At 65.0% G+C, this 23,427-nt stretch carries 16 protein-coding genes and 3 pseudogenes; 6 read left to right on the top strand and 13 right to left on the bottom strand.

Features of this window, described 5'->3' with window-relative positions:
* Positions 1-2: 2 nt before the first annotated feature.
* Positions 3-1,136, bottom strand: a complete 1,134-nt coding sequence (locus AB8Z38_RS00765; protein ID WP_369722620.1) for an MlaE family ABC transporter permease — start codon at positions 1,134-1,136, stop codon at positions 3-5.
* A gap of 133 nt (positions 1,137-1,269) precedes the next feature.
* Here AB8Z38_RS00765 and dgcA point away from each other — a divergent pair, with 133 nt between their 5' ends.
* Positions 1,270-2,265 carry an N-acetyl-D-Glu racemase DgcA gene (dgcA, locus tag AB8Z38_RS00760; RefSeq protein WP_369722618.1) on the top strand — a complete coding sequence of 332 codons (996 nt, stop codon included), beginning with the start codon at positions 1,270-1,272 and terminating at the stop codon, positions 2,263-2,265.
* Here the strand turns inward: dgcA and AB8Z38_RS00755 are convergent.
* Positions 2,235-3,431 carry an MFS transporter gene (locus tag AB8Z38_RS00755; RefSeq protein ID WP_369722617.1) on the bottom strand — a complete coding sequence of 399 codons (1,197 nt, stop codon included), beginning with the start codon at positions 3,429-3,431 and terminating at the stop codon, positions 2,235-2,237. The genes dgcA and AB8Z38_RS00755 overlap by 31 nt on opposite strands.
* 75 nt (positions 3,432-3,506) lie before the next feature.
* Between AB8Z38_RS00755 and AB8Z38_RS00750 the strand changes: the two genes are divergently transcribed.
* Positions 3,507-4,847 carry a hypothetical protein gene (locus AB8Z38_RS00750; protein ID WP_369722616.1) on the top strand — a complete coding sequence of 447 codons (1,341 nt, stop codon included), beginning with the start codon at positions 3,507-3,509 and terminating at the stop codon, positions 4,845-4,847.
* A 166-nt stretch (positions 4,848-5,013) separates the two neighbouring features.
* Positions 5,014-6,752: pseudogene (locus AB8Z38_RS00745) on the top strand (caspase family protein).
* A gap of 69 nt (positions 6,753-6,821) precedes the next feature.
* Here the strand turns inward: AB8Z38_RS00745 and AB8Z38_RS00740 are convergent.
* The 4 genes and pseudogenes from AB8Z38_RS00740 to thiD all read right to left on the bottom strand — a co-directional run bounded on the left by AB8Z38_RS00740 (position 6,822) and on the right by thiD (position 10,970).
* Entirely contained in the window at positions 6,822-7,805 is a 984-nt protein-coding gene (locus AB8Z38_RS00740) for a threonine/serine dehydratase (protein WP_369722615.1), read from the bottom strand.
* A gap of 63 nt (positions 7,806-7,868) precedes the next feature.
* A pseudogene (locus AB8Z38_RS00735) lies at positions 7,869-8,911 on the bottom strand (glycosyltransferase family 4 protein).
* Positions 8,911-9,723, bottom strand: a complete 813-nt coding sequence (locus tag AB8Z38_RS00730; protein WP_369722614.1) for a UDP-2,3-diacylglucosamine diphosphatase — start codon at positions 9,721-9,723, stop codon at positions 8,911-8,913. Before AB8Z38_RS00730 ends, AB8Z38_RS00735 begins: the two are co-directional and overlap by 1 nt.
* Before the next feature lie 446 nt (positions 9,724-10,169).
* Positions 10,170-10,970: a bifunctional hydroxymethylpyrimidine kinase/phosphomethylpyrimidine kinase gene (gene thiD, locus AB8Z38_RS00725; protein WP_369722613.1), complete on the bottom strand. Its 801-nt coding sequence runs from the start codon at positions 10,968-10,970 to the stop codon at positions 10,170-10,172.
* A 300-nt stretch (positions 10,971-11,270) separates the two neighbouring features.
* On the opposite strand from thiD, the gene AB8Z38_RS00720 reads away from it, so the two are divergent.
* Positions 11,271-13,247, top strand: a complete 1,977-nt coding sequence (locus tag AB8Z38_RS00720) for a PAS domain S-box protein (protein WP_369722612.1) — start codon at positions 11,271-11,273, stop codon at positions 13,245-13,247.
* A gap of 118 nt (positions 13,248-13,365) precedes the next feature.
* Positions 13,366-13,611, top strand: coding sequence for an Lrp/AsnC ligand binding domain-containing protein (locus AB8Z38_RS00715; RefSeq protein ID WP_106951518.1), 246 nt, complete (start codon positions 13,366-13,368; stop codon positions 13,609-13,611).
* Here AB8Z38_RS00715 and AB8Z38_RS00710 read toward each other — a convergent pair.
* Positions 13,608-14,534 (bottom strand): cytochrome c, encoded by a 927-nt coding sequence (locus tag AB8Z38_RS00710; RefSeq protein WP_369722611.1) that lies wholly within the window; start codon positions 14,532-14,534, stop codon positions 13,608-13,610. The two genes, AB8Z38_RS00715 and AB8Z38_RS00710, sit on opposite strands and share 4 nt — an antisense overlap.
* Positions 14,535-14,683: 149 nt before the next feature.
* Between AB8Z38_RS00710 and AB8Z38_RS00705 the strand changes: the two genes are divergently transcribed.
* A complete protein-coding gene (locus AB8Z38_RS00705) occupies positions 14,684-15,103 on the top strand; it encodes a CHRD domain-containing protein (RefSeq protein ID WP_369722610.1) in 420 nt (139 codons plus the stop codon).
* Between the two features lie 105 nt (positions 15,104-15,208).
* Here the strand turns inward: AB8Z38_RS00705 and AB8Z38_RS00700 are convergent, their stop codons facing one another.
* The 6 genes and pseudogenes from AB8Z38_RS00700 to AB8Z38_RS00675 all read right to left on the bottom strand — a co-directional run bounded on the left by AB8Z38_RS00700 (position 15,209) and on the right by AB8Z38_RS00675 (position 23,420).
* Positions 15,209-16,492, bottom strand: coding sequence for a cystathionine gamma-synthase family protein (locus AB8Z38_RS00700; protein WP_369722609.1), 1,284 nt, complete (start codon positions 16,490-16,492; stop codon positions 15,209-15,211).
* A gap of 262 nt (positions 16,493-16,754) precedes the next feature.
* Entirely contained in the window at positions 16,755-17,204 is a 450-nt protein-coding gene (locus AB8Z38_RS00695) for a cytochrome c (RefSeq protein ID WP_369722608.1), read from the bottom strand.
* A 120-nt stretch (positions 17,205-17,324) separates the two neighbouring features.
* Positions 17,325-19,634 (bottom strand): xanthine dehydrogenase family protein molybdopterin-binding subunit, encoded by a 2,310-nt coding sequence (locus AB8Z38_RS00690; RefSeq protein WP_369722606.1) that lies wholly within the window; start codon positions 19,632-19,634, stop codon positions 17,325-17,327.
* 316 nt (positions 19,635-19,950) lie between these two features.
* Entirely contained in the window at positions 19,951-20,280 is a 330-nt protein-coding gene (locus AB8Z38_RS00685) for a hypothetical protein (RefSeq protein ID WP_369722605.1), read from the bottom strand.
* 233 nt (positions 20,281-20,513) lie between these two features.
* Entirely contained in the window at positions 20,514-22,040 is a 1,527-nt protein-coding gene (gene murJ, locus AB8Z38_RS00680) for a murein biosynthesis integral membrane protein MurJ (RefSeq protein WP_369722603.1), read from the bottom strand.
* Positions 22,041-22,267: 227 nt separating this feature from the next.
* Positions 22,268-23,420, bottom strand: a pseudogene (locus AB8Z38_RS00675) (DegT/DnrJ/EryC1/StrS family aminotransferase).
* Positions 23,421-23,427: the final 7 nt, after the last annotated feature.

Genomic DNA, 23,427 nt, shown 5'->3' with positions numbered 1-23,427 from the left:
CGTCACATCCCGATCGAGGCGAAGAAGATGGCGAACACGCCGTCCATCACGATGACGAAGAAGATGCCCTTCACGACGGATGCCGTCGTGTGCTGTCCGAGCGATTCCGCGCTGCCCTGCACCGCAAGCCCCTCGACGCAGGCGACGATGCCGATCACGGCGGCCATTACCGGCGCCTTGACGATGCCGACGATGAAATGGTCGATCGAGATGGCGTCGCGCAGGCGCAGCAGGAAGGCTTCGGGATCGACGCCGCCATAGAGCCAGGCGACGAGACCGCCGCCATAGAGCGCGGCCATGGCGCCGAGGAAGGCCAGAATCGGCAGCGCCAGCACCAGCGCCAGCATGCGCGGCAGCACCAGCACCTCGATCGGGTCGAAACCCATGGTGCGCAGCGCGTCGATCTCCTCCCGCATCTTCATCGAGCCGAGCTCGGCGGTGTAGGCGCTGCCCGAGCGGCCCGCGACCATGATCGCGACCAGGAGGACGCCGATCTCGCGCAGCACCAGCACGCCGAGCATGTCGACGACGAAGATGTCGGCGCCAAACCTGCGGAAATGGAAGATGCCTTGTTGCGCAATGATACAGCCGATCAGGAAGGTGATGAGCACCACGATCGGCACCGCGCGCCAACAGACCTGCTCGAGATGATGCACGGTCGAGGTCAGGCGGAACGACCGCGGGTGAATCAGGGTGCGCCCGGCCGCCGCGAGCACTGCGCCGAGCATGTCGAGAAGGCCGGCAACCGTCTCCGCGACGCCGGCCACAGCGCGGCCGATCTGCTCCAGCATGCCGGTGATGGTGATCGAGGTGGCGTCGATCACGGGCGTCGCCCGGACCCGGCGCACCTCGTCGACGAGGCTCGCATAATTGGTCGAGAGGCCGGCGATCTGCGCCTCGACCGTGCCTTTCGTGAGGCTGCGGCGCAGCCGCTCGATCAGCCAGGCGCCGAAGGTGTCGAGCTTGGAGACCTCGGAGACATCGATGAACACGCTCTGCGGGCCGCCGGCAAGCTTCTCCGCGTCGGCGACCATCCGCTCCAGGACCGGCGCGAAGCTCGCGGTCCAGGTTCCAGTGGCGCAGAGGGCCAGCGCGTTGCCCTTGGCAATCCGTTCCAGCTTCGGATCGCCGCTCAAGATCTCCGCTCCCGTGCCGAGGCGGACAAAATCGGATGGTTGCGCACGCGCCCTTACCTGGAAAGGTATCCCCAACTGGCCATTGTTAGTTGCTAGAGGTAACCAGCAGGTTCAGATTTCGCCAGAGTTCAAAATGACTTCCAGCAAAGTTCCAGCCCTGATCGCCCGGATCGAACGCTTCCCGATCGCGGGGACCTTCACGATCAGCCGGGGCGCCAAGACCGAGGCCGTGACCGTCGTGGCCGAAGTGAGCCAAAACGGCCTGACCGGCCGCGGCGAATGCGTGCCGTATCCCCGCTATGGCGAGACCCCCGAGGCGACGCTCGCGGCCATCCAGGCCATGCAGGCGGCTGTGGCAAACGGCCTTAACCGGGAGGCGCTCCAGGCCGCCATGCCGCCTGGGGCGGCCCGCAATGCGCTGGATTGCGCCCTGATCGACCTGGAGGCCAAGGCCGCGGGCCTGCGGGCGTGGAGCCTCCTGGACCGCCCGGTGCCGGGCGAGCGCACCACGGCCTACACCATCTCGCTGGCCACCCCCGAGGCCATGGCGGCGGCGACGGCGAAAGCGGCGCACCGGCCGCTGCTCAAGATCAAGCTCGGCGGCGAGGGTGATGACGCCAGGATCGCGGCGGTGCGCAAGGCCGCGCCCGAGTCCGAGCTGATCGTGGATGCCAACGAGGCCTGGACCGAGGCCAATCTGGAGCACAATCTCGCCGCCTGCGAGGCCGCAGGCGTCACCCTGGTGGAGCAGCCGCTGCCGGCCGGCAAGGACGGGCGGCTCGCCCGGATCAAGCGGCCGCTCGCGGTCTGCGCCGACGAGAGCGTGCATGACCGTAACTCGCTCGCACCGTTGCGCGAGCGCTACGACGCCGTGAACATCAAGCTCGACAAGACCGGCGGCCTCACCGAGGCCCTCGCCATGGCCGATGCCGCGCAGGCGCTCGGCTTCGAGATCATGATCGGCTGCATGGTCGCAACCTCGCTGTCGATGGCGCCGGCGATGCTGGTGACGCCGCAGGCGCGCTTCGTCGATCTCGACGGCCCCCTGCTGCTGGCGCGCGATCGCGAGCACGCCCTGCGGTACGACGACAGCCTCGTCTATCCGCCGGCGCCCTCGCTCTGGGGCTGAGATTTCAGCCGCTGCCGCGCCGACCAGATCAGCAGCGCGCCGGCACCGGCCATCGCCGCCATGACGTAGTACACGCCCTCGCCGATCTGGGCGTAGATCGCGCCTGACGCGATCGAGGTGGTCGCGCCCAGCAGCCCGCTGCACGCCGCATAATAGCCCTGCCCGCGCGCGATCTGATGTGAGGGCACGCGCTGCACCAGCAGGGTCATGGTGCCGACGATGGTCACGCCGAAGCTGAGCCCGTGTCCCAACTGCACCACCGCAAGCAGCGCGAGCGGCGGATCCTGCGCTGTGATCACCCAGCGCAGGACGGCGCTTGCACCACCGATCGCCATGAGCGACGACGGATGCAGCGAAAAGCGCGGCGACAGCGCGAACACGACAATCTCGGCGATCACACCCAGCGTCCAGAGCCCTGCGATCGTGAGCCCACCGAGGCCCCGGGCCTGCCAGCTGATCGCGGAAAACGCGTAATAGGCGGCATGGCTGCCCTGGATCAGCGCGGCTGACACGATCACCAGCCAGAAGCCGGCATCGCGCAGCAGCGCCTTGCCGGCGTCCCTGTCGGCGACCTTTCGCCTGACATCGACAAGCGGCTCGAGCAACAGGCCGGCGATCGCAGCTACAACAGCCCATGCGACGATGACCCAGATCAGCTCGCGCGCAGCGATGCTGTCGACGAGATAGCCGCAGGCAAGCGACCCGGCGGCGAAAGCTGCCGATCCCCACAGCCGCACCGGCCCATAGTCGAAGCCGTAGCGAACGACCCCGCGCAGCGCGTACGCATCGGTCAGCGGGACCGCCGGCGTCCACACGATGCAGATCAGCCCATAAACCAGGAGCAGCGCCAGCGGCTGGTGCAGCATGCCGAGCACCGCAAATCCCACCGCGGTCGCAAATACCGAAACCACCATCCCGGCGCGAATCGCATGGCGCTTTTCGGCAAAGGCGGTCGCGTAAGGCAAGGTGGTGAAGCGCGTGATTCCCGGCACCGCGTTGATGATGCCGATCCAGGCTGCATCGACGCCGACCGCCTTCAGCCAGACCGGAAAGAACGGCAGATGGGTGCCCGAGACCGCGAACATCGCCGAATAGAACAGCGCCAGGCGGACGGCGAATCGCCGCTTCTCGGACGCTGTGGTGGGGATTTGTGATTCGGGTAGCATCAAACCAATTGCGATTCGGTCGATATCGTGGTGATCGTTACTGTAACGCGCCGTGATTTGCGCGACGAGATTGACATGGCCTCTGAAGCATTCGCCCTCTCGCCTATGTCTGCCCGTGCGGCCGAGCCGAACGAGCAGGATTACGACGCGATCCGCGAAGCCTTTATGGAGACCGCGCGCGGCCGCTGGTTCCTCGGCGAATTCGCCAAGCGCAACCGCAACGCCGATACCAGCATGGTGCTCGACGCCGTCGCGAAAATCGAGGAAACCCTTGCGGCACAGCGGCAACCCCTCGTCGAGGACCGCCTGCCCGAAGCGCTGGTCGAGATCCGCCGCGCAATCCGCGAGGCCGAGACGATCGCGATCGCGGCCGTCGATCCCGCGGCGATCCAGGCCAGCCTCTCGGCGATCCCGCGCGGGGTGCGCATCATCAAGGAGATCTCGTGGCGCTGGCGCGAGATCGGCGCCGACAGCCGAATCTGCGACCTGATTGATCTGCAGCTCGCCTCGATGGAAGCGGCTTGCGCCCAGGCTTCCATCTTAGACCCGCGCGGCGACCTCAAGGTCGCCTTCGATCTGTTGAGAGACCGGGTCGACCAGACCGACGCGAACGGCTTGGCGGTGGAGCCTGGCCCGGCTCCCGTGCAGGAATCGCAGCCTCCGGTCGCGGAAGCGCCGACGAGCGAAGCACCCGTGGCTTTTACTGAGGCGCCGCAGGATGTCGCTGTCGCTCCTGAGCACGAACCCGCCGGCGCTGCTGACGCGATGTCCCTCGCCGAGGAAGCGACGGACGTCACCGTCGCGCCGGAGGTTGCCGAGACCCATGTCGCGGCTGAAGAGAGTTTCGCTGCGGTTGAGGAAAGCCTCGCCGAGCCTGCCGCTGTCGCGGAGATCACGGACGAGTTCTCGCTCGACGCCGCTGCGGAGGCCGAAGACGACGCCGTGCTCGCGGCGATCGCGATGGAGATGGCCGCGCCCGATCCGGAGTTCGACGAAATCGTCGAGCCCATGGAGATGGCTGCGGAGATCCCGGAGCCTGTGGCCGCGGACGTCGCGCCGCCGGTTGCCGTCGACGTTCCTGAGCCGGTCGCTGTGGAGCCGGCCGTCGCACCGCAGGTTGAGGAGCCCGTCATCGAGGCGCCGATCGCGATGGAATCGCTCGCCCGCCTCACCGATGCGATAGCAGAAGCCGCCGCCGAAGTGATGGAGCAGCCGGCCATGGCAATGGCGGCCACGGCAACGTTCGGCGCGGCGCCGACCGCGACATTGCCCATGCCCTCGCCCCTGCCCGAGCAATCACTCGGCGCAACCATCCTGGCCAGCGGCATGCTGCAAAAGCCCCGCACTGCGGCCAACGACGCACTGGCGCCAATCCGCAGGATGACGCAAGCCGAAAAGATCGCGTTCTTCTCGTAAGCGGCGCTCGCTCTCCTGCAACCCCCTATGCTCATGATGGCGGGACCAGCGTGATTCAGATCACGCATGCACCCAGAGTGATCGCAATCACGGACCCAAGGCTCGAACGCGGCCAAGCTTCGGCGCAACCAATCTCGCATCGAGATGAGTGCCAAAGGAGCACGCCATGTTCCGCCTAAAGCCTTTCCTGATGATCACGGGCCTGCTGGGAAGCCTGTTCGGCTTCGCCTGCGGCCCTGTTTCCGCACAAGTCGCCCCGGTCGAGCCGGCCCCGACCGCGCTGCAAGGCCCGGAGCAGCGGGTCGCGCTGGTGATCGGCAATTCGAACTACCAGAACGCGCCGCAGCTGGCGAACCCCGACAATGACGCGCAATCGATGGCGCAGTTCCTGAACTCGGCCGGCTTCGAGGTGATCTCGGCGACCGATTTGACCCAGAACGACATGCTCCGCGTCGTCCAGGATTTTTCGGCAAAAGTCTCCGCGCGCGGTCCGAATACGGTGGCGATGGTCTATTACGCCGGACACGGCGTGCAGCTCGCCGGCGAGAACTATCTCGTTCCCGTCGACGCGAAGGTCTCGAACCAGACCGAGCTCGTCAACAACTCGGTGCGTCTGGTCGACGTGATGTCGACGCTGGAGACGATCCCGAGCCGGATGCGCATCGTCATCCTTGATGCCTGCCGCAACAACCCGTTCCCGAACGTCAACGACGCCAGCCGCGGTCTCGCCATCGTCGATGCGCCGAACGGCTCGATCGTCGGCTATTCCACCGCGCCGGGCGCCGAGGCGCTCGACGGTGCCGGCGGCCACAGCCCCTACACACAGGCCTTCCTGAACATCGCGCGCGAACCCAACGTGCCGATCGAGCAGCTGTTCAAGCGCGTGCGTCTCGAGGTCAACCAGACCACCAGCGGCGCGCAGATCCGTGGGAGAGTTCGTCGCTCACCTCCGACTTCACCTTCTTCGGCGACACCGCCGTCGCCGCCAACCGCGCGCCGGTGAATGCGCCGGTGGTGCAGATGGCCTCCAACCTGCCGAGCCGCTCGACCCGCCAGGCCTATGATTATGTGCTGTCGGAAGGCCGGCCCGAATACTATCAGGAGTTCATCGAGATGTATCCGCACGACCCGCTGTGCGACCACATCCGCTGGCTGCTGTCGAACCTCCTGATCTCGCAGGCCTGGCACAAGGCGGTGCTTGCGAACTCGCCGCTCGGCTACAAGAGCTTCTACGACAGCTACGGCAACAGCCCCTATGCGCAGGTCGCGCTGAAGCTCGAGAAGCAGCCGAAGCTGATCCCGCTGATGCAGGCGACGAAGTTCTTGGCTCCGCAGAATATCGCCCCGACCTTGAAGCTCGGCAATCTCGGCCAGCCCAAATACATGCCGCTGATGCAGCAGGGCAATGATCATGCGCAAGCAAACGGCAGTCTGCCGGTCGTGCAGAAGCAGGGCGAGGGCAATTTGATCGGCACTGGCGGCGCTGGCGGCAAGATCGTCACCCTGCCCGCGCCGACCAACACGACGACGAACAACGGCAGCATCGGCAAGATCGTGACGCTGCCGGTGACCAACACTACGCCAAATGCCGGCAACGCCAACGCTAACCCGGGCAAGATCGTGAGCATGCCGGTGAATGTCGGCAAAGGCGGCTCGAACATCGAGGTCAAGACGACCGACGTGAAGACGACGAAAGTCCAGACGCAGACCAATCCGATCCACGTCAACAACGACGTGAAACTGAACAACAACCCGGTGAACAAGGTGCAGGTGCAGAACAACCAGCAGAACAACCGTCCGCAGTTCAATGCGATCGGCAATGGTGGCGGCAGCAACTTCCGCCAGTCGATGAACCAGTCGCCAGTCATGAATGGCGGCAACAACCACCGCGGCTTCATGCACTGATCACGACAAACCCCAAAGACGAGAAAGGGGCAGCGCCGCAACGCGCTGCCCCTTCTTCATGTGAGATGATCAGGCCACCAGCTCGGCGAACAGATCAGCATCGACATTGCCGCCGGAGAGCACGATGACGACATTCTTGCCGGCGACGTCGAGGCGGCCGGCGAGCAGCGCGGCGAGGCCGACGGCGCCGCCGGGCTCGACGACCAGCTTCAGCTCGCGATAGGCGAAGGCGACCGCCGCGCCGACTTCCTTGTCCGAGGCGGTGACGCCGCGCGCCAGCAGCTTGCTGTTGATGGCAAAGGTCATCTCGCCAGGGATCAAGGCCATCAGCGCGTCGCAGATGGTGCGGCCTGCCGGCGCATGCGGCTCGCGATGACCTGCGGTCAGCGACAGCCCGTGATCGTCGAAGGCCTCGGGCTCGGCCACCACAATCTCGGCGAGCGGAAAGCGCGCCTTCACCGCAGTCGCAACGCCGGCGATCAGGCCGCCGCCGGAGGCCGGCGCGACCACGATGTCCGGCTTAAGGCCGAGCGCTGCCATATCCTCCGCGATTTCGCGGCCGGCAGTGCCCTGCCCGGCGATGACGAAGGGATCGTCATAGGGCCTGACCAGCGTCGCGCCGCGCTTCTCGGCGATACCGCGCGAGATCGCCTCGCGGTCGTCGCGGTCACGGTCATACAGCACGACCTCGGCGCCGTAGGATTTGGTGCGCTCGCGCTTCGACAAGGGCGCGTCTGCCGGCATCACGATGGTCGCGTGCATGTCGAGGATCTTTGCCGCGGCCGCCACGCCCTGGGCGTGGTTGCCGGAGGAGAACGCGACCACGCCGCCGGCGCGCTTGTCCTCCGGAATCGAGGCGACCTTGTTGAAGGCGCCGCGGAACTTGAAGGAGCCGGTGCGCTGGAGCATCTCCGGCTTCAGAAAGACCTTCGCGCCGACGCGCTCGTTGAGCACGGGAAAGGACAACAGCGGGGTGCGGACGGCGAAGGGTGCGATCACGCGCGCTGCGGCATCGATATCGGCTGGGCCGATCGGGAGGAGCTGTTCGGTCATGTCAGATGTTATCGCGGCGGAGGAGCCGCGGGCAAGACATCTCCGCGCGAGGATTTCGCCTGGTCAGGCGACGAAGCGTGGCTGATCCGCGCTGTTCCGGCCGGGCAGCACCGCGCCGACCGCCAGAATGCTGTCGACAAAAGCCCGGGCCGAGGCCTCCCAGGTGTAATTGGAGGCGAATTGGACGCAGGCCTGGCGGGAAACGTCGAGCGCTGCCAAGCAGGCATCGCGCAGATCATGATCCAGCGCGCCGACCGGCGCATCGCCTATGACGTCGCGGGGACCCTTCACCGGAAACGCCGCGACCGGCAAGCCGCTTGCCAGCGCCTCGAGCAGGACCAGGCCGAAGGTGTCGGTCTTGCTGGGAAACACGAAGACGTCGGCGGCCGCGTAGATGTCCGCCAGTTCCTCGCCGTGCTTTTCCCCCAGAAAGATCGCATCCGGATATGCCTCCTCCAGCGCGACGCGGGCGGGGCCATCCCCGACGATCACCTTGGTGCCGGGCAGGTCGAGGTCGAGGAAGGCTTCGAGATCTTCTCCACCGCGACGCGACCGACCGAAAGGAACACCGGGGCCGGAAGGCACAGGTCGATCGCACGCGGGTGGAACAAATGGGTGTCGACGCCGCGCGGCCACAGCACGACCTTGGCGAAGCCGCGCTCGGTCAGTTCGCGGGCGAGCGCCGGGGTTGCCGCCATCACCGCTCGGCTGGCGCTGTGGAAGCGCCGCAGCGCGCGCCAGATCAGGGATTCCGGAACCGGCACCCTGGCGCGGACATATTCGGGGAAGCGGGTGTGGAAGCTGGTCGTGAACGGCAGCCTGCGCTGGCGACAGAAGCGGCGGACCATCAGGCCGATCGGCCCCTCCGTCGCAATATGGATGCTGTCGGGCTGGGCCTGTTCGATCAGCTTTGCAATCCGGGCCGGGCGCGGCATCGCGAGCCGCACGTCGCGATAGCTCGGCATCGCGAAGGTGCGGAACGATTGCGGCGTCAGAAACGTGAGCTCGACGCCGAAGCCGTTCGCGGCGTCAGCGAGCTTGGTCAGCGTCCGAACCACACCATTGACTTGCGGGTGCCAGGCGTCGGTCGCGACCAGGATGCGCATCAGGCCGCCCTTGCCGCCACCTGGGGGACTTCCGCCGGCTTTTGCGCGTGATCCGCCCAGGTGATGATCTCGAAATGGCCGTCGTCGTGCTCGACCAGCGCGGTGCAGCTCTCCACCCAGTCGCCGCAGTTCATGTAGCGGATGCCGCCCTCGTCGCGGATCACGGCATAATGGATGTGGCCGCAGATCACGCCGTCGGCGTCGTGGCGGCGCGCCTCGGCGGCGAGCGCCTGCTCGAACGCGCCGATATAATTGACGGCGTTCTTGACCTTCTGCTTGGCCCATTGCGACAGCGACCAATAAGGCACTTTGAACATACGCCGGAAGAAGTTGACGAAGCGGTTCATCTGGATGGCGAAGTCGTAGGCCTTGTCGCCGAGATGGGCGAGCCAGCGCGCGTTCTGCACCACGAGGTCGAAGATGTCGCCGTGGATCACCAGAAACCGCTTGCCATCGACGCCGGTGTGGACGGTGTTTTCGACCACATCGATGCCGCCGAAATGCGTGCCGTAATAGTTGCGCAGGAACTCGTCGTGATTGCCGGGAATGTAGATGACCTTGGCACCCTTGCGCGCCTTGCGCAAAAGCTTCTGCACCAGGTCGTTATGCGATTGCGGCCAGTGCCAGCTCGATTTCAGCGCCCAGCCGTCGACGATGTCGCCGACGAGATAGATGGTGTCGGCATCGTGGTAGCGCAGGAAATCCAGCAGAAGGTCGGCTTGCGAACCGCGGGCTCCGAGATGAACGTCGGAGATGAACAAGGTGCGAAAGCGCCTTTCAGGGCTCTCGTCACTCATATCGTAACTTCCCATGCGACAGCCTGTAACAATATCCCGTGACAGGGGGATGAACGATCGAAACCTTTGAGGCACCCTCAGATACGAATCAAACTCGCCTCGCCCTCCCTGCGAATATCAGCCGCATGCGACAATCAGGCGACATGGCGCCGCAGCCGCCCCGCCCAGGATCAGATTCACACTGTAAGTCACGATCGCAGGTGCGCTCCCTCGCCCGCTTGCGGGCAGGGCAATCGCATATGGTATTTTGGGAGGGCTGAACGCACGCCTCGTCCTTCGAGACGACCGCTTCGCGGTCTCCTCAGGATGAGGCTAAGCGGCATCGGTGCCCGTTGAAACTGCTGCCGCACACTCGGTCCTCATCCTGAGGGCCCGCCAACGGCGGGCGTCTCGAAGGATGGCCGCGAGGACCCATATGCGATTGCCCTACCCGCAAGCGGAAGAGGTCGAACTCGCCCGCGTCAGTAAAATTTGTGGAAATGATGGACCGGCCCATGGCCATGACCGACGCTGAAGCGGTCGGCGGCGGCGATCGCGGCGCTGATCCAGGCCTTGGCGTTGCGCACCGCCTGCTCAAGAGTGTCGCCCTTGGCGAGACCTGCCGCGATCGCCGAGGACAGCGAGCAGCCGGTGCCGTGGGTATTTTTGGTCGCGACGCGCGGCGCGGCGAGTGCGATCGTGCTTTCCGCGCTGACGAGATAGTCGATGCTCGCGGCACCCTCGCCGTGGCCGCCCTTGATCAGCACCGCGCGAGCGCCGAGCGCGAGCAGGCGCCGCCCCTGGCTCTCGATCTCGGCTTCGCTACGCGCGACCGGCTCGTCGAGCAGAGCGGCGGCCTCCGGCAGATTCGGCGTGATCACCGAGGCGAGCGGCACCAGCTTGTTGCGCAGGGCCTCGACGGCCTGCGGTGACAGCAGCCGATCGCCGGAGGTTGCGACCATCACCGGATCGAGCACCACATTTCGCGGAGCCCAGCGCGACAGCGCGGCTGCGATCGCGTCGATGCTCAAGGCTTGCGCCACCATGCCGATCTTCGCCGCCCCGACATCGAGATCGGCGAACACGGCGTCGATCTGCGCGGTGACGAACTCGGCCGGCACCGCGTGAATGCCGGTGACACCATTGGTGTTCTGCGCCGTCAGCGCCGTGATGGCCGAGGCGCCGTAGACACCGAGCGCGGCAAAGGTCTTCAGGTCAGCCTGAATGCCGGCGCCGCCGCTCGAATCGGAGCCGGCAATTGTGAGCGCCACGGGCGTGGTCATCGCGGGATACGCTTGCTTGAGGGGGACACCGCCATGGCCTGTCCTACCGCGCTCAGGGAGCCCCAGCAAGCCGCACCGGCCGCCATTCGCGGCGCGCAAAACCGGCCCCGGCGAATCAGCCAGTCGCGATCCGACGCGGCATTGTCGTCCCGCAGTCGTGCAGAGGTTGCAAAAAATGGCCTTGATCCCGCTGCGGGCCTTGGCGTCCAGATCGATGAGTGACACGTTGGTGCCGGAATCAGTCCAGCGACACCAACGTTGCGGGCCGACCTCGGCCCGCAAGCCTCTCGGAGTGGAATCATGTGGGCCTACTTCGAACGCATCCTCGACTCCTCGATGTTTTCACCGCACGGCATCTGCCTGTTGTGGGAGCCCGAGTTGATCTGGCTCCACGTCGTCTCGGACGCCTGTATCGCGGCTGCCTATTTCTCCATTCCGTTTGCTCTCGCAATTCTCGTCATCAAGCGGCGCGACCTCCAGTTCGGCTGGGTGTACTGGGCGTTCGCGGTCTTCATCACGGCGTGCGGCCTGACGCACCTGCTGTCGATCTACACGCTCTGGGTCCCGGCCTATGGCATCGAGGGCATCGTCAAGGCGGTGACGGCGGTGGCGTCGGTCTTCACGGCTGGCGCGCTCTGGCCGCTGCTGCCGAAGATCCTGACGATCCCCTCCCCGTTTCAGCTTCAAAAGGTCCAGGCCGCGCTCGAACAGGAGGAAATCAAGAGCCGGGACGCGACGCTGCTGCTCCAGCAGCTCGGAGACGCGCAGCGCGCGATGCGCGAAAGCATGACGCGCCTCACCGCTGTCGTCGAGACCGCGGTCGACGGCGTGATCCTGTTCGATGCGCAAGCCCGCATTCTGCTGTTCAACCCGGCCTGCGAACGGTTGTTCGGCTATCGCGCCGACGAGGTCATGAATCTCGACGTCAGCATGCTGATGTCCAACGAGAGGCCCTCGTCCACAGCTCATGCGCGGCGCTTCGCAACCGGGGAATCCGTCGGCCTGCGCAAGGACGGCTCGACCTTTCCGATGGATCTGTCGGTGGGCCAGGCGTGGCAGGACGGCGATCTGATCTATGTCGGCATCGTCCACGATCTGACCGCGCGCAAGCTGACGGAGCAGCAGCTCCAGCAGGCGCAGAAGATGGAGACGGTCGGCCAGCTCTCGGGCGGCATCGCCCACGACTTCAACAATCTCCTCACCGTCATCATCGGCAACGCCGAGCTCCTCAGCGAAGAGCTCAAGGCCCGGCCGGACCTGCGGCAATTTGCCGACGACATCTGCGAGTCCGGCGAACGCGGCGCGGAGCTGACGCAGCGGTTGCTCGCGTTCAGCCGCCGCCAGCTGCTCCGGCCGAAGGCGATCGATTGCCGCGAGCTGCTCGAATCCATGCTCAAGCTGTTCAAGCGCACCTTGCGCGAAAACATCGAGATCGAGACGGCATTCGGGCCCGGCACGATCCAGACATTCGCGGACCGCGCCCAGCTTGAATCTGCCTTGCTGAACCGGGTGCTCAACGCGCAGGACGCCATGCCGGCCGGAGGGCATTTGACCCTGAGCACGGAGTTGGCTGCAATCGATGAGCATTATCACGCGCTGCACCCGGAACTCGCATCCGGCAGCTACGCGTTGATCTCCGTCACCGATGACGGCGAAGGCATGACGCCTGACGTCATCGAGCACGCCTTCGAACCATTCTTCACCACCAAGGAAGTCGGCAAGGGCTCGGGGCTCGGGCTGAGCATGGTCTATGGCTTCGCCAAACAGTCCGACGGCCATGTCTCGATCTATAGCGAGCCGGGCCTTGGGACGACGGTCCGGATCTACCTGCCGCGCGCCGGCGCGGGCGAATCGCCGGCCGATACGCCGGACAATGAGGAGGCGGCGCCCCGCGGGCGCGAGACGATCCTGATCACGGAAGACGATCCGTTCGTGCGCTCCTCGGTGACCCAAAGGGTCGAGGCTCTCGGATATCGGGTCGTCGCCGCCGTCAACGGCACGGAGGCCCTGCAGCGGCTGCGCGACGATCCCCGCATCGACATGCTGTTCACCGACATCATCATGCCGGGTGGCATGAGCGGCTGGGAGCTCGCCGAACAGGCCCGGCGGATTCGTCCGGGTCTCCCGGTCCTGTTCACCTCCGGCTACGCACTGGAGACGCTGGTCGAGCAGGGCCGTGTCCAGGCGCGGGCGGTCGTTCTGAGAAAGCCCTATCGCAAGGCCGAGCTGGCGCAGCGGCTCAGGGACGCATTCGCGGCCGCGACCGTGACGCCCTAGCGCAGGACTGGTATCTGCGCGCAAAACGGCTGCTGCTGCCGGCAGCCGGCAAGTCCGCTTGCTATATTCGGCCGGGTTTGGCCTATTAGCCGCCAGATATGCCTTCGGAGTGACTGCAATGGTTCCCTTTTTCGTCCAGATCAAATGCAAGCTCGGCCAGTCCTACACGGTGGCCAACGCGCTCGCCGAAGCCGAGATCGCCTCCGAGATCTACTCCACGGCCGGCCAGTACGATCTTCTGGTGAAGTTCTACGTCGACAACGACACCGACATCGGCCACTTCGTCAACGAGAAGGTGCAGGTGCTGCCGGGCATCCAGGACACCCTCACCATCATCACCTTCAAGGCGTTCGGCGCGAGCTAGCCGCCGCCCTCTTTGCGCTTGGGCGGCGTCGGCCCGTCGACCGGCGGCAGCGACTTCAAATAAGCGGCCATCGCGGCGCGATCCTCAGGTCTGAGTTGCGCCAGATTCTTGATCACCGGCCGCATCGCGCCGGAGGCGCTGTCGCCCTCGGGCATGTCGCCGGTTTCGAGGAAATCGGCGATGTCGTTCTCGCTCCAGCTACCTATGCCCTTCTGGGTGATGTTCGGCACCCAGCCCTCGCCTTCCGGATTGGGACCGCCGGCGAACCGCTGCGAGGTGATGACGCCGCCGAGAAAATTGCGCGGGCTGTGGCATTCGGCGCAATGGCCAAAGCCGTTGACGAGATAGGCGCCGCGATTCCATTGCGCGGAGCGATTTGCATCCGGCGCGAACGGCCTGACATCCATGAACGGCAGTTTCCAGATGCCGACATTGCGGCGGATGTTGAACGGGAACGGCAGATCGTGGTCGCGCACCCGGCCCGACACGGCCGGCAGCGTCTTCAGATACGCGAAGAGATCGCGGACGTCGTCGATCCTTGCCAAATGGTAAGAGGTGTAGGGAAACGCCGGAAAATAATGCGTGCCCGCCGGCGAAACGCCGCGCGTCACGGCGTTGACGAAATCGGCCTCACTCCAGCGGCCGATGCCGTCGGTGGGATCGGAGGAGATGTTCGGCGCATAGAACGTCCCGAACGGTGAGCCGAGCGCCAGGCCGCCACCGAGCCGCAGGCGGTCGGGCTGGTTGGGCACCGCATGGCAGGACGAGCAGCCGCCGACATTGAACAGCTCCTGCCCATTGGCGAGATCGGGCCCGCGCGTTGGTGCCGGCAATGCCAGCACGGTCGGCGCGGTCAACCACCAATAGACGGCGAAGGCCGCGACGGCGGCGATCAGGATGACAGAAATAATTCGTCGCGGCATCGAGAATCCCATCGCGCTCGAACTTACGGATCATCCGGTGTCCGCTCCAGCCACGAATAATTTAGATGGTTTGATCGGAATCCGGGAATAAAGTCCGAACTGCACTGTTTGCAAATCGACAGCAATCAGATGTCAACAGGGAGAGACCCATGAACAAAGTCCTTTTTGCCACGCTGGCACTCGGAGCCGCCGTCGCATTCGCCGCCCCGGCCAGCGCGGAGAAACTGAAGGCGACGCTTGACGGCAAGTCCGAAGTCCCGGCGACCACCAGCAGCGGCACCGGCACGGCCGATCTCGACTATGACGCCGCCAGCAAGAAGCTCTCCTGGAAGGTGACCTATTCCGGCCTGTCCGGCCCCGCCACCGCCGCCCATTTCCACGGCCCCGCCGAGCCCGGCAAGAATGCCGGCGTCGCGGTCCCGATCCCGGGCATCGCATCGAGCCCGGCCGAAGGCTCGGCCACGCTGACCGACGCGCAGGCCTCCGATCTGTTGGGCGGCAAGCTTTACGTCAACATTCACACGGCGGCGAACCCGGGCGGCGAGATCCGCGGTCAGGTGACGAAGTAAGCCAACGCTGCTTCGTCAGACGGCTGCCTCGTCGACAAAAGGCCGGACGCGCGGAGGGCGCGTCCGGCCTTTTCGAGTCAGAGCATCGCGCTTTGGCAACCAGGCCTAAGCCGCACTCAGCGCCTGCGTGAGGTCCGCGATCAGGTCTGACGGGTTCTCGATGCCGATCGAGAGCCGGATCGTGGAATCCAGGACGCCGATTTTTTGGCGGATGTCGGCCGGGACGCCGGAATGGGTCATCGTCGCGGGCAGGCTCGCCAGCGACTCCGTTCCGCCGAGGCTCACCGCCAGCTTGAAGATCTGCAGCGCGTTGAGAAATTTCATCGCCGCCGCCTTGCCGCCGACGATGTCGAACGAGAATGTGGATCCCGCGCCGAGGCATTGCCGCGCGAATACGCGTCCGGCCGCTGAACCCTCTTCGTGGTGGCCGAGGTAATGGACCTTGGCGACCTTGGAATGGTCGCGCAAATAGTCCGCCACGAGGCGCGCGTTGCTGTCGGCCTTCTCCATGCGCAGGCTCAAGGTCTCGAGCGAGCGGTTGATCATCCAGCAGGTGTGCGGGTCGAGCTGGGTGCCGATGGCGCCGCGGAGCGCCTTGATGCCCTTCATGATCGCCTTCGCGCCGAGCGCGGCGCCTGCGATCAGGTCGGAATGACCGCCGACATATTTGGTCAGCGAGTACAGCGAAACGTCCGCGCCCTGCTCGATCGGCCGCTGAAACACCGGTCCGAGCAACGTGTTGTCGCAGGCGATGATCGGCGTATGTCCCTGGGCCTTGCCGATCGTGTCGGCAATGCAGCGGATCATCGCGATGTCGACCAGGCCATTGGTCGGATTGGCCGGGGTTTCGATGAGGACCATCGCGACCCGTCCCTTGCGCATGGCCTCCTCCGCGGCCTGCCTGACCGCCGCTTCGTCGACGCCATCGGCAAAGCCGACGGCGCCGATCGAGAGACGCGAGAGCGTGTTCGTCAGCAGGGTTTCGGTCCCGCCATAGAGCGGCTGGGAGTGCAGAATGACGTCGCCGGGGCGGACGAACGCGAGGATCGTGGTCGCGATCGCCGACATGCCGGACGAGAACAGCGCACAGCTCTCGGTGCGCTCATAGACCGCGAGCTTGTCCTCGACGATTTCACTGTTGGGGTGGTTGAAGCGCGAATAGACCAGGCCAGCGCCCATGCCTTCCGGCGGCTCGCGCCGGCCGGCGACGTAGTCGAAAAAATCCTGCCCGTCCTCGGCCGTCTTGAACACGAAGGTCGAGGTCAGGAACACCGGCGGCTTGATGGCGCCTTCCGACAATTGCGGATCGTAGCCATAGGTCAGCATCAGCGTTTCCGGATGCAGCAGATGGTTGCCGATATGGGTTTTCGACGGGAACGGTTTTGCCATGGCCTGTCTCGCTGTTGACTAGGATCCTCGCCGCGCGTCGGAACTCCAGACCTCGTGAGGCATCGACGCAGCGACCGCGCGAGCAAACATAACCACTCCGACGGCGATCCGTCAGGCCATGCGAGCAGAATTTGCCAACGCGGTCAGACCAGCATGATTCCCGTAGCCCGGATGGAGCGCGGCGCAATCCGCGACAGCTATCGAGCTCGACAGCTCACCCGGATTTCGCTTTCGCTCCATCCGGGCTACGAACGCCCAACGCCTATTTCAGCTTGACCCGATAGGTCTCGTGGCAGTCGTTGCAGCGATCGTTGATGCTGGTGTAGGCGGCCTTCAGGGTCGCGACATCGGTGATCTTGCCCTTGACCTCGGCGATCGCCTTCTGCACCGGCGGGATCTTGGAATCGAAATCGGCCTTGTTCTGCCAGACCTTCGGCGACGCACCATAGGTCGCGTTCACCACGTCCTGCTTGGGATTGATCTCGAAGGTCTTGGAGATCTTGGCAACGTCGGCTTCGAGATTGGCAATCGCCTCGTCGACGGCCTTCTGGTTGTAGGGAATGTCGCCCTTGGTCATCTTGAGGATCACGCTGTAGAGGCTCTTGGCCTGCGAGCGCATCAGATTGTCCTGTTGAACCGCGACCTGCTGCTGTGCCGTCACGGCGCCGGCGCCCAACAGCAGGGTCGCCGCGACAATCATCATCCGTTTCATTCTTTGTTCTCCGGATCACAGATTTTGGGACAGACGATCCACCCGGTTCACGGGTGTCCGTCCGTCCAGATTAGAACCCCGCGCGCGAGGTTTATTCCCGCGCGGGCAGATTGGGGATTGTCAGAGGCTGTGGCGGCGATGGTGCTCGTTGATCGCGATCCACAACCGCTCCGGCGTCGCCGGCATGTCGATGTGATCGATCTTGTATTCGCGCCACAGGGCGTCGACGATGGCGTTGACGACGGCCGGACAGGAGCCGATCGCACCGGCCTCGCCGGCGCCCTTCACGCCCATCGGATTGGTCTTGCAGGGGACGTTGGCGGTCTCGAACACGAAGGCGGGACCATCAGCTGCACGCGGCAGGGCATAGTCCATATAGGTCGCGGTGATGAGCTGCCCGTCACCGGCGCCATAGACCACCTGCTCCATCAGCGCCTGGCCGATGCCCTGCATGGCGCCGCCATGCACCTGGCCGGCCAGCAGCAGCGGATTGAGCGTCATGCCGAAATCGTCGACGATCACGTAGTTGACGATCTTGATGATGCCGGTGGCCGGATCGATCTCGACTTCCGCTACATGGGTGCCGTTGGGATAGGTGCCGTCGGCGCTGGCAAAGGTCGCGCTGCCGTTCAGCTTTGAGGGATCGGCGCCCGGGCGCTTGGCCAAATCGGCAAACGAGATGGAGCGGTCGGTGCCGGCGATACGGATCACGCCATCGGTGATTTCAAGATCGCCGATACTGGCTTCCAGGGCCTGCGCGGCGAGCTCCTTCAGCTTGTTGCCGAGTTCGCTCGATGCGCGCTCGACGCAGACACCGCCAGTCGGAATCGAAGCCGAGCCGCCGGTACCGAGACCGGTCGCGATCTCACCGGTGTCGCCCTGGCGGACATGCACGCGCTCGGGCGGGAGGCCGAACTGCTCGGCAACGATCTGCGCATAGGCGGTCTGGTGGCCCTGCCCGCTCGACTGCGTGCCGATCAAGACGGTAACGTCGCCATTGGGATCGAGCCGCACATTGGCGGTCTCTTCGCCCATCACGCCGCAGACCTCGACATAGCTTGCAAGGCCAATGCCGCGGATCAGGCCCTGCTTTTTGGCGAGCTTGGCGCGCTTGCCAAACTCCTTCCACTCGGCGATCTCCATCGCGCGCTTGAGATGCGCGGCGAAGTCGCCGGAATCATAGACCTTGCCGGTGGCGGTCTTGTACGGCAGCGCCTTGGGCGGAATGAAATTCTTGCGGCGGACGGCGTCCACCGTCATGTCGAGTTTTCGCGCGCAGGCGTCGACCAGGCGTTCGATGACATAGGCGGCCTCGGGCCGGCCCGCGCCGCGATAGGCATCGACCGGCACGCTGTTGGTGAAGATGGTGCGCACCCGGCAGTGGAACGCCTGGATATCATAGAGGCCCGGCAGCATGCCGGCGCCGCCATGCGGAATGTAGGGCCCGAAGGTCGAGAGATACGCGCCCATGTCGCCCATCAGGTCGCAATCCATGGCGAGGAACTTGCCGTCTTCAGTCAGCGCCATCTTCGCGGTGGTGACGTTGTCGCGGCCCTGCGCATCACCCATGAAGTGCTCGGAGCGATCGGCCGCCCATTTCACCGCCTTCTTCAGTTTTCGCGCGGCCACCGCCAACAGCGCATATTCGCGGTACGGAAACAGCTTTGTGCCGAAACCGCCGCCAACATCGGGGCAGATCACCCGCATCTTCTCGGTCGGGATATTGAGCACGTTCTGGCAAAGGATGTCGCGCAGCCGATGGCTGCCCTGGCTGCCGACCGTCAGCGTCAGATGATCGGCCTTCGGGTCGTATTCGCAGACCGCCGCGCGCGTCTCCATGAAGCTTGCGACCACGCGCGGATTGACGATGGAGATTTCGGCCACCGCATGCGCCTTGGCGAATGCGGCTTCGGTCGCCTTCTTGTCACCGATCGAGACGTCGAACAGCACATTGCCGGGCTTGTCCGGCCAGACCTGCGGCGCCCCCTTCTTGATGGCGTTGACGACGCCGGTCACCGCCGGCAGCGGCGTCCACTTGACCTCGATCGCCTCGATCGCGTCGCGGGCCTGGTCGATGGTCTCGGCGACCACGAAGGCGACGGCATCGCCGACATGGCGCACCTCGTCCCTGGCAAGGATCGGATAAGGCGGTCCGGTGAACGGATCCGTCTCGAGGTTGAACAGGCAAGGCAGATTGCCGAGCTCCTTGACGTCATCCGCAGTCAGGACCAGCGCGACGCCGGGAAGGGTGCGGGCGCGGCTGGCATCGATGCTGTATTTGGCATGCGCATGCGGCGAGCGCAGCACCAGGCAGCGCAGAGCGGCCTGCGGCGCGTAGTCGTCGGTATAGCGGCCCTTGCCGCGGATGAGCGCGTCATCCTCCTTGCGCAACACGCTTTGGCCAACGCCGAATTTGATGGGAGCCGCCATTTTCTCTTCCCGTTCTCATGGTTGTTTTGCCGGCATATTGCCGTGGAAAAACAGGCAAGGCAAACGGCTTTAGAGAGGCAGGTGATTGCAGGCAAGGGAACGCGCCGCGCCTCGGTCACCACCGGGCTATCGCATATGGCAACCGGTGACTGTAGAACGAACTCGGCCTGCATGGTTCGAGACGCCCGCTTTGGCGGGCTCCTCACCATGAGGGTTTAATATCTCGCCGCCACGCGACCTCATCCTGAGGGCCCGCCATAGGCGGGCGTCTCCAAGGATGGGCCGCGAAGAAGCACTCAGCCAAGCTCCTCAACACCTACATCCCTCCACGGCTCCATAGATGGATTGCGCTATTTCTCAACGTATCGATAGCCCGGTCCGGCGTGATGTAGTCGATCTCGCCACGCGTCAGGCCGATGTCCATCAATTGCCTGTCGCTCAGATCCTGCAAGGTGAGTTGCGGGGGCCGCCGCCAGCGCCGCTCCCGAAGCGCGCGCCAGTACCGCCTGATGAGGCTGAAAATGCGCCCGACCAATGCAATGTCGGGGCGCAGCGCCGCGGCATCGCCCTTGGATATGATATCCGTCTGTTGGGGTGGCATCGGATGCTCCTGCTGTTGTGCCGGCAGGGAAGCGTGGCCAAACAAAAGGCCCCGTCCGATGCCGGCGGGGCCTGGTGGAAGAGATGTCGTCGTCGAATTCCTAGCGCACGACTCCTTCCACGGCCCGGCCGAAGCGGGTCATGTGAATGCAGTTGAGTTTGCGCATTGATTTGAACATAGGCCGCCAATAGCACGGCAATCGCGCGAAATCAAGAGATGTATGGATTGAAGCTACATCCTGGAGGCGAGCACTTCGCTCTCGCGCATTTGAAGCTCGCCTAGCCGCGCACCAGCGAGATCAGCCAGCTGCGACCGAACAGCGCGAGGATCGCGAGCGTGTAAACGATCGTGCCCCCGAACGCCAGCAGGACCAATATCAGTTCATCCCGGAAGTGCATCGAGCCGAGAGAAGAACCGCCGAAGCGCGCGATCAGCCAGAAGCTCGCGGCCAGGATGATGCCGGTCAGCAAAAATTTGGCGAGCGACAACAGCCAGCCGCGGTCCAGCACGAGAAAGCCTCGGCGCACGGCGAAGAACAGCACCAGCAGCAGATTGGTCCAGACGCCGATCGCGGTCGCCAGCGCCAGGCCGATCTGGGCCAGCGAGCCCATCAGGGCAATTTTCAGGGCGACATTGACGGCGATGCCGGTCAGCGAGGCCCGGACGGGCGTCGCGGTGTCCTTGCGTGCATAGAAAGTCGCGACCGCGCTGCGGATCAGCACGAACGGAATGAGGCCGATCGCGTAGGCCGCGAGCGTCGCACCGGCAGCGGCCGCATCCGCCTTCGAGAAGGCACCACGGGCGAACAGCGCGCGCATGATCTCATCGGGCACGGTGAGGAAGGCCGCGACGAACGGGATCGAGAACAGCAGCGTGAAATCGAAGGCACGGCGTTGCGCCTTCATCGCGCCGTCTTGGTCATTGGCCGTGATCCGCCGCGACATCTCCGGCAGCAGCACGGTGCCGATGGCGATGCCGATGACGCCGATCGGGAGCTGATTGAGCCGGTCGGCATAATACAGCGCCGACAGCGCGCCCGCCGGCAGGAAGGTCGCGATGATGGTGTCGGCGAACAGCGCGAGCTGCGTGCCCATCGAGCCCAGCGTCGCAGGCCCAAGCGCCCTGAAGAAGCCGCGAACGTCTTCGTCGAGCTTGAGCGGCGCAAAACGCGGCAGGCCACCATGGCGCGCGAGATCGCCCGCAAGCAGAAAATATTGCAGGAAGCCGGAGATGAGGACGCCCCAGGCCGCGGCATGACCTGCGGTCGGAAACCAGGCGGCGAGCGCCAGCGTCATCATCATCGCCACGTTGAGGAAGATCGACGCGGCGGCAGCGCTGGCGAAGCGCTGCATCACGTTGAGCATGCCGCCATAGAGCGTCACCAGCGTGATCAGCAAAAGATACGGGAAGGTGATCCGGGTCAGCTCGATCGCGAGCTTGCGCTGCTCGGCATCTTCGCTGAAGCCGGGCGCAAGTAAGCTCATGGCCTGCGGCATGAACAGCCAGGCAACGATCAGCAGCACGACTTGCGAGGCCAGCAACAGCGTGAAGATGCGGTCGGCAAAGAGGCGCGCGGATGCCTCCCCGCGCTCGCCATGGACGTGGGCGTAGGCCGGCACCCAGGCGGCGTTGAACGCGCCTTCGGCGAAGATCGCACGAAAATGATTGGGCAGCCGCAGCGCCACGAAAAAGGCGTCGGCCACGGGGCCTGCGCCCAGGATCGCCGCGAGCATGATGTCGCGGGCAAATCCCGTCAGCCGCGACAGCAGCGTATATCCGCCAACCGTGAAGATACGTCCGAGCATGCGTCTGCTTTAGAGACTTATCGAACAGAGGTCGATTGCATCTTGCGATGCGCATGGCTGTGCCCTCTCCCCTTGTGGGAGAGGGCAGCGCCGCGAGTAGACACAAACTCATTGGGGTGAGGGGTCTCTCTCCGCGCATTCCGTGCGGACAGAGACCCCTCACCCGTCTCGCCGCTATCGCGGCGAGCCACCCTCTCCCACAAGGGGAGAGGGGAAGAACGGCCAGATCAGCCCGTGATCGCGCCCCGCACGGCGGCGATGATTCGCTCCTGATCGGCTTCGGTCAGATAGGGGTGCATCGGCAGGCTGATGACGTCCTGCGACAGGTTCTCGCAAGCAGGCAGCCCGCCGTCGGCGACCGGATACTGCTTGTAAGCGGTCTGCTGGTGCATCGACTTGCCGTAATAGATCGCGGTCGGCACGCCCTGGGCCTTCAGCGCGGCGGCAAAGCCATCGCGGTCGGTACCCCTGGGCAGGCGGATGGTGTACTGCGCCCAGACCGAGGTGTTGCCGGAGCTGAGGCGCGGCACGGTGACCACGTTGGACAGTCCCCGCGCATAACGCTCCGCGACCTTGTTGCGGGCGGCGATCTCGTCGTCGAAGATCTTCAGCTTCTCGATCAGGATTGCGGCCTGCATCGTATCGAGCCGGCCGGTCAGGCCGAGGCGGACGTTGTCGTATTTGTCGACGCCCTGCCCGTGCACGCGGATGCTGCGCAGCGTCGCCGCGAGCTCGTCGTCATCGGTCAGAATCGCGCCGCCGTCGCCGAAGCAGCCGAGCGGCTTTGCCGGGAAGAAGCTGGTGGTGGTGGCGAGCCCGAAGGTGCCGAGCTTGCGACCCTTGTAGCTCGCGCCAAAACTCTGCGCCGCGTCGTCGATCACGAACAGGCCTTCGGCCTTGGCGATCTCGGCGATGGCATCGTGGTCGGCCGGCTGGCCGAACAGATCGACCAGGAATCACCGCCACGGGCGTCAGGCCGGCCTTGCGCGCGGCCGCAATGCCGCGCTTGAGCGATTCCGGGCTCATGTTGAAGGTCGTCTCATCGACGTCGACATAGACCGGCGTGGCGCCAGTCCGCGCCGCCGGCGACGCGGTCGCAATGAAGGTGAAGGAGGGACACAGCACGGCATCGCCGGGCCCGACATTCTTCGCCATCAGCACCATCAAAAGCGCATCGGTGCCGCTGGAGCAGGCCACGACGTGCTTGGCGCCGCAATATGCCGCAAGCTGCTTCTCGAGCTCGAAGACCTCGGGTCCATTGACGAACTGGCAATGATCCATCACGCGCTTGACTGCGGCATCAAGCTCCGCGCCGAGCCGGCGGCGCTGCGAGCCGACGTCGATGAAGGGAATGGGATCCGAACGCAGATGCTGGTTCATGGTCTCG

The organism is Bradyrhizobium sp. LLZ17, from assembly GCF_041200145.1.
Classification (GTDB): domain Bacteria; phylum Pseudomonadota; class Alphaproteobacteria; order Rhizobiales; family Xanthobacteraceae; genus Bradyrhizobium.
The sequence above is the reverse complement of the archived record's forward strand: the minus strand, read 5'-3'. Positions and strand labels throughout refer to the sequence as shown.

Coding starts and splice junctions, on each gene's coding strand:
- dgcA (WP_369722618.1), top strand. CDS start 1,270: ATGACTTCCAGCAAAGTTCCAGCCCTGATCGCCCGGATCGAACGCTTC.
- AB8Z38_RS00750 (WP_369722616.1), top strand. CDS start 3,507: ATGGCCTCTGAAGCATTCGCCCTCTCGCCTATGTCTGCCCGTGCGGCC.
- AB8Z38_RS00730 (WP_369722614.1), bottom strand. CDS start 9,723: ATGGGAAGTTACGATATGAGTGACGAGAGCCCTGAAAGGCGCTTTCGC.
- AB8Z38_RS00700 (WP_369722609.1), bottom strand. CDS start 16,492: ATGGCAAAACCGTTCCCGTCGAAAACCCATATCGGCAACCATCTGCTG.
- thiD (WP_369722613.1), bottom strand. CDS start 10,970: ATGACCACGCCCGTGGCGCTCACAATTGCCGGCTCCGATTCGAGCGGC.
- AB8Z38_RS00710 (WP_369722611.1), bottom strand. CDS start 14,534: ATGCCGCGACGAATTATTTCTGTCATCCTGATCGCCGCCGTCGCGGCC.
- AB8Z38_RS00690 (WP_369722606.1), bottom strand. CDS start 19,634: ATGGCGGCTCCCATCAAATTCGGCGTTGGCCAAAGCGTGTTGCGCAAG.
- AB8Z38_RS00720 (WP_369722612.1), top strand. CDS start 11,271: ATGTGGGCCTACTTCGAACGCATCCTCGACTCCTCGATGTTTTCACCG.
- AB8Z38_RS00715 (WP_106951518.1), top strand. CDS start 13,366: ATGGTTCCCTTTTTCGTCCAGATCAAATGCAAGCTCGGCCAGTCCTAC.
- AB8Z38_RS00695 (WP_369722608.1), bottom strand. CDS start 17,204: ATGAAACGGATGATGATTGTCGCGGCGACCCTGCTGTTGGGCGCCGGC.
- AB8Z38_RS00755 (WP_369722617.1), bottom strand. CDS start 3,431: ATGCTACCCGAATCACAAATCCCCACCACAGCGTCCGAGAAGCGGCGA.
- murJ (WP_369722603.1), bottom strand. CDS start 22,040: ATGCTCGGACGTATCTTCACGGTTGGCGGATATACGCTGCTGTCGCGG.
- AB8Z38_RS00705 (WP_369722610.1), top strand. CDS start 14,684: ATGAACAAAGTCCTTTTTGCCACGCTGGCACTCGGAGCCGCCGTCGCA.
- AB8Z38_RS00740 (WP_369722615.1), bottom strand. CDS start 7,805: ATGACCGAACAGCTCCTCCCGATCGGCCCAGCCGATATCGATGCCGCA.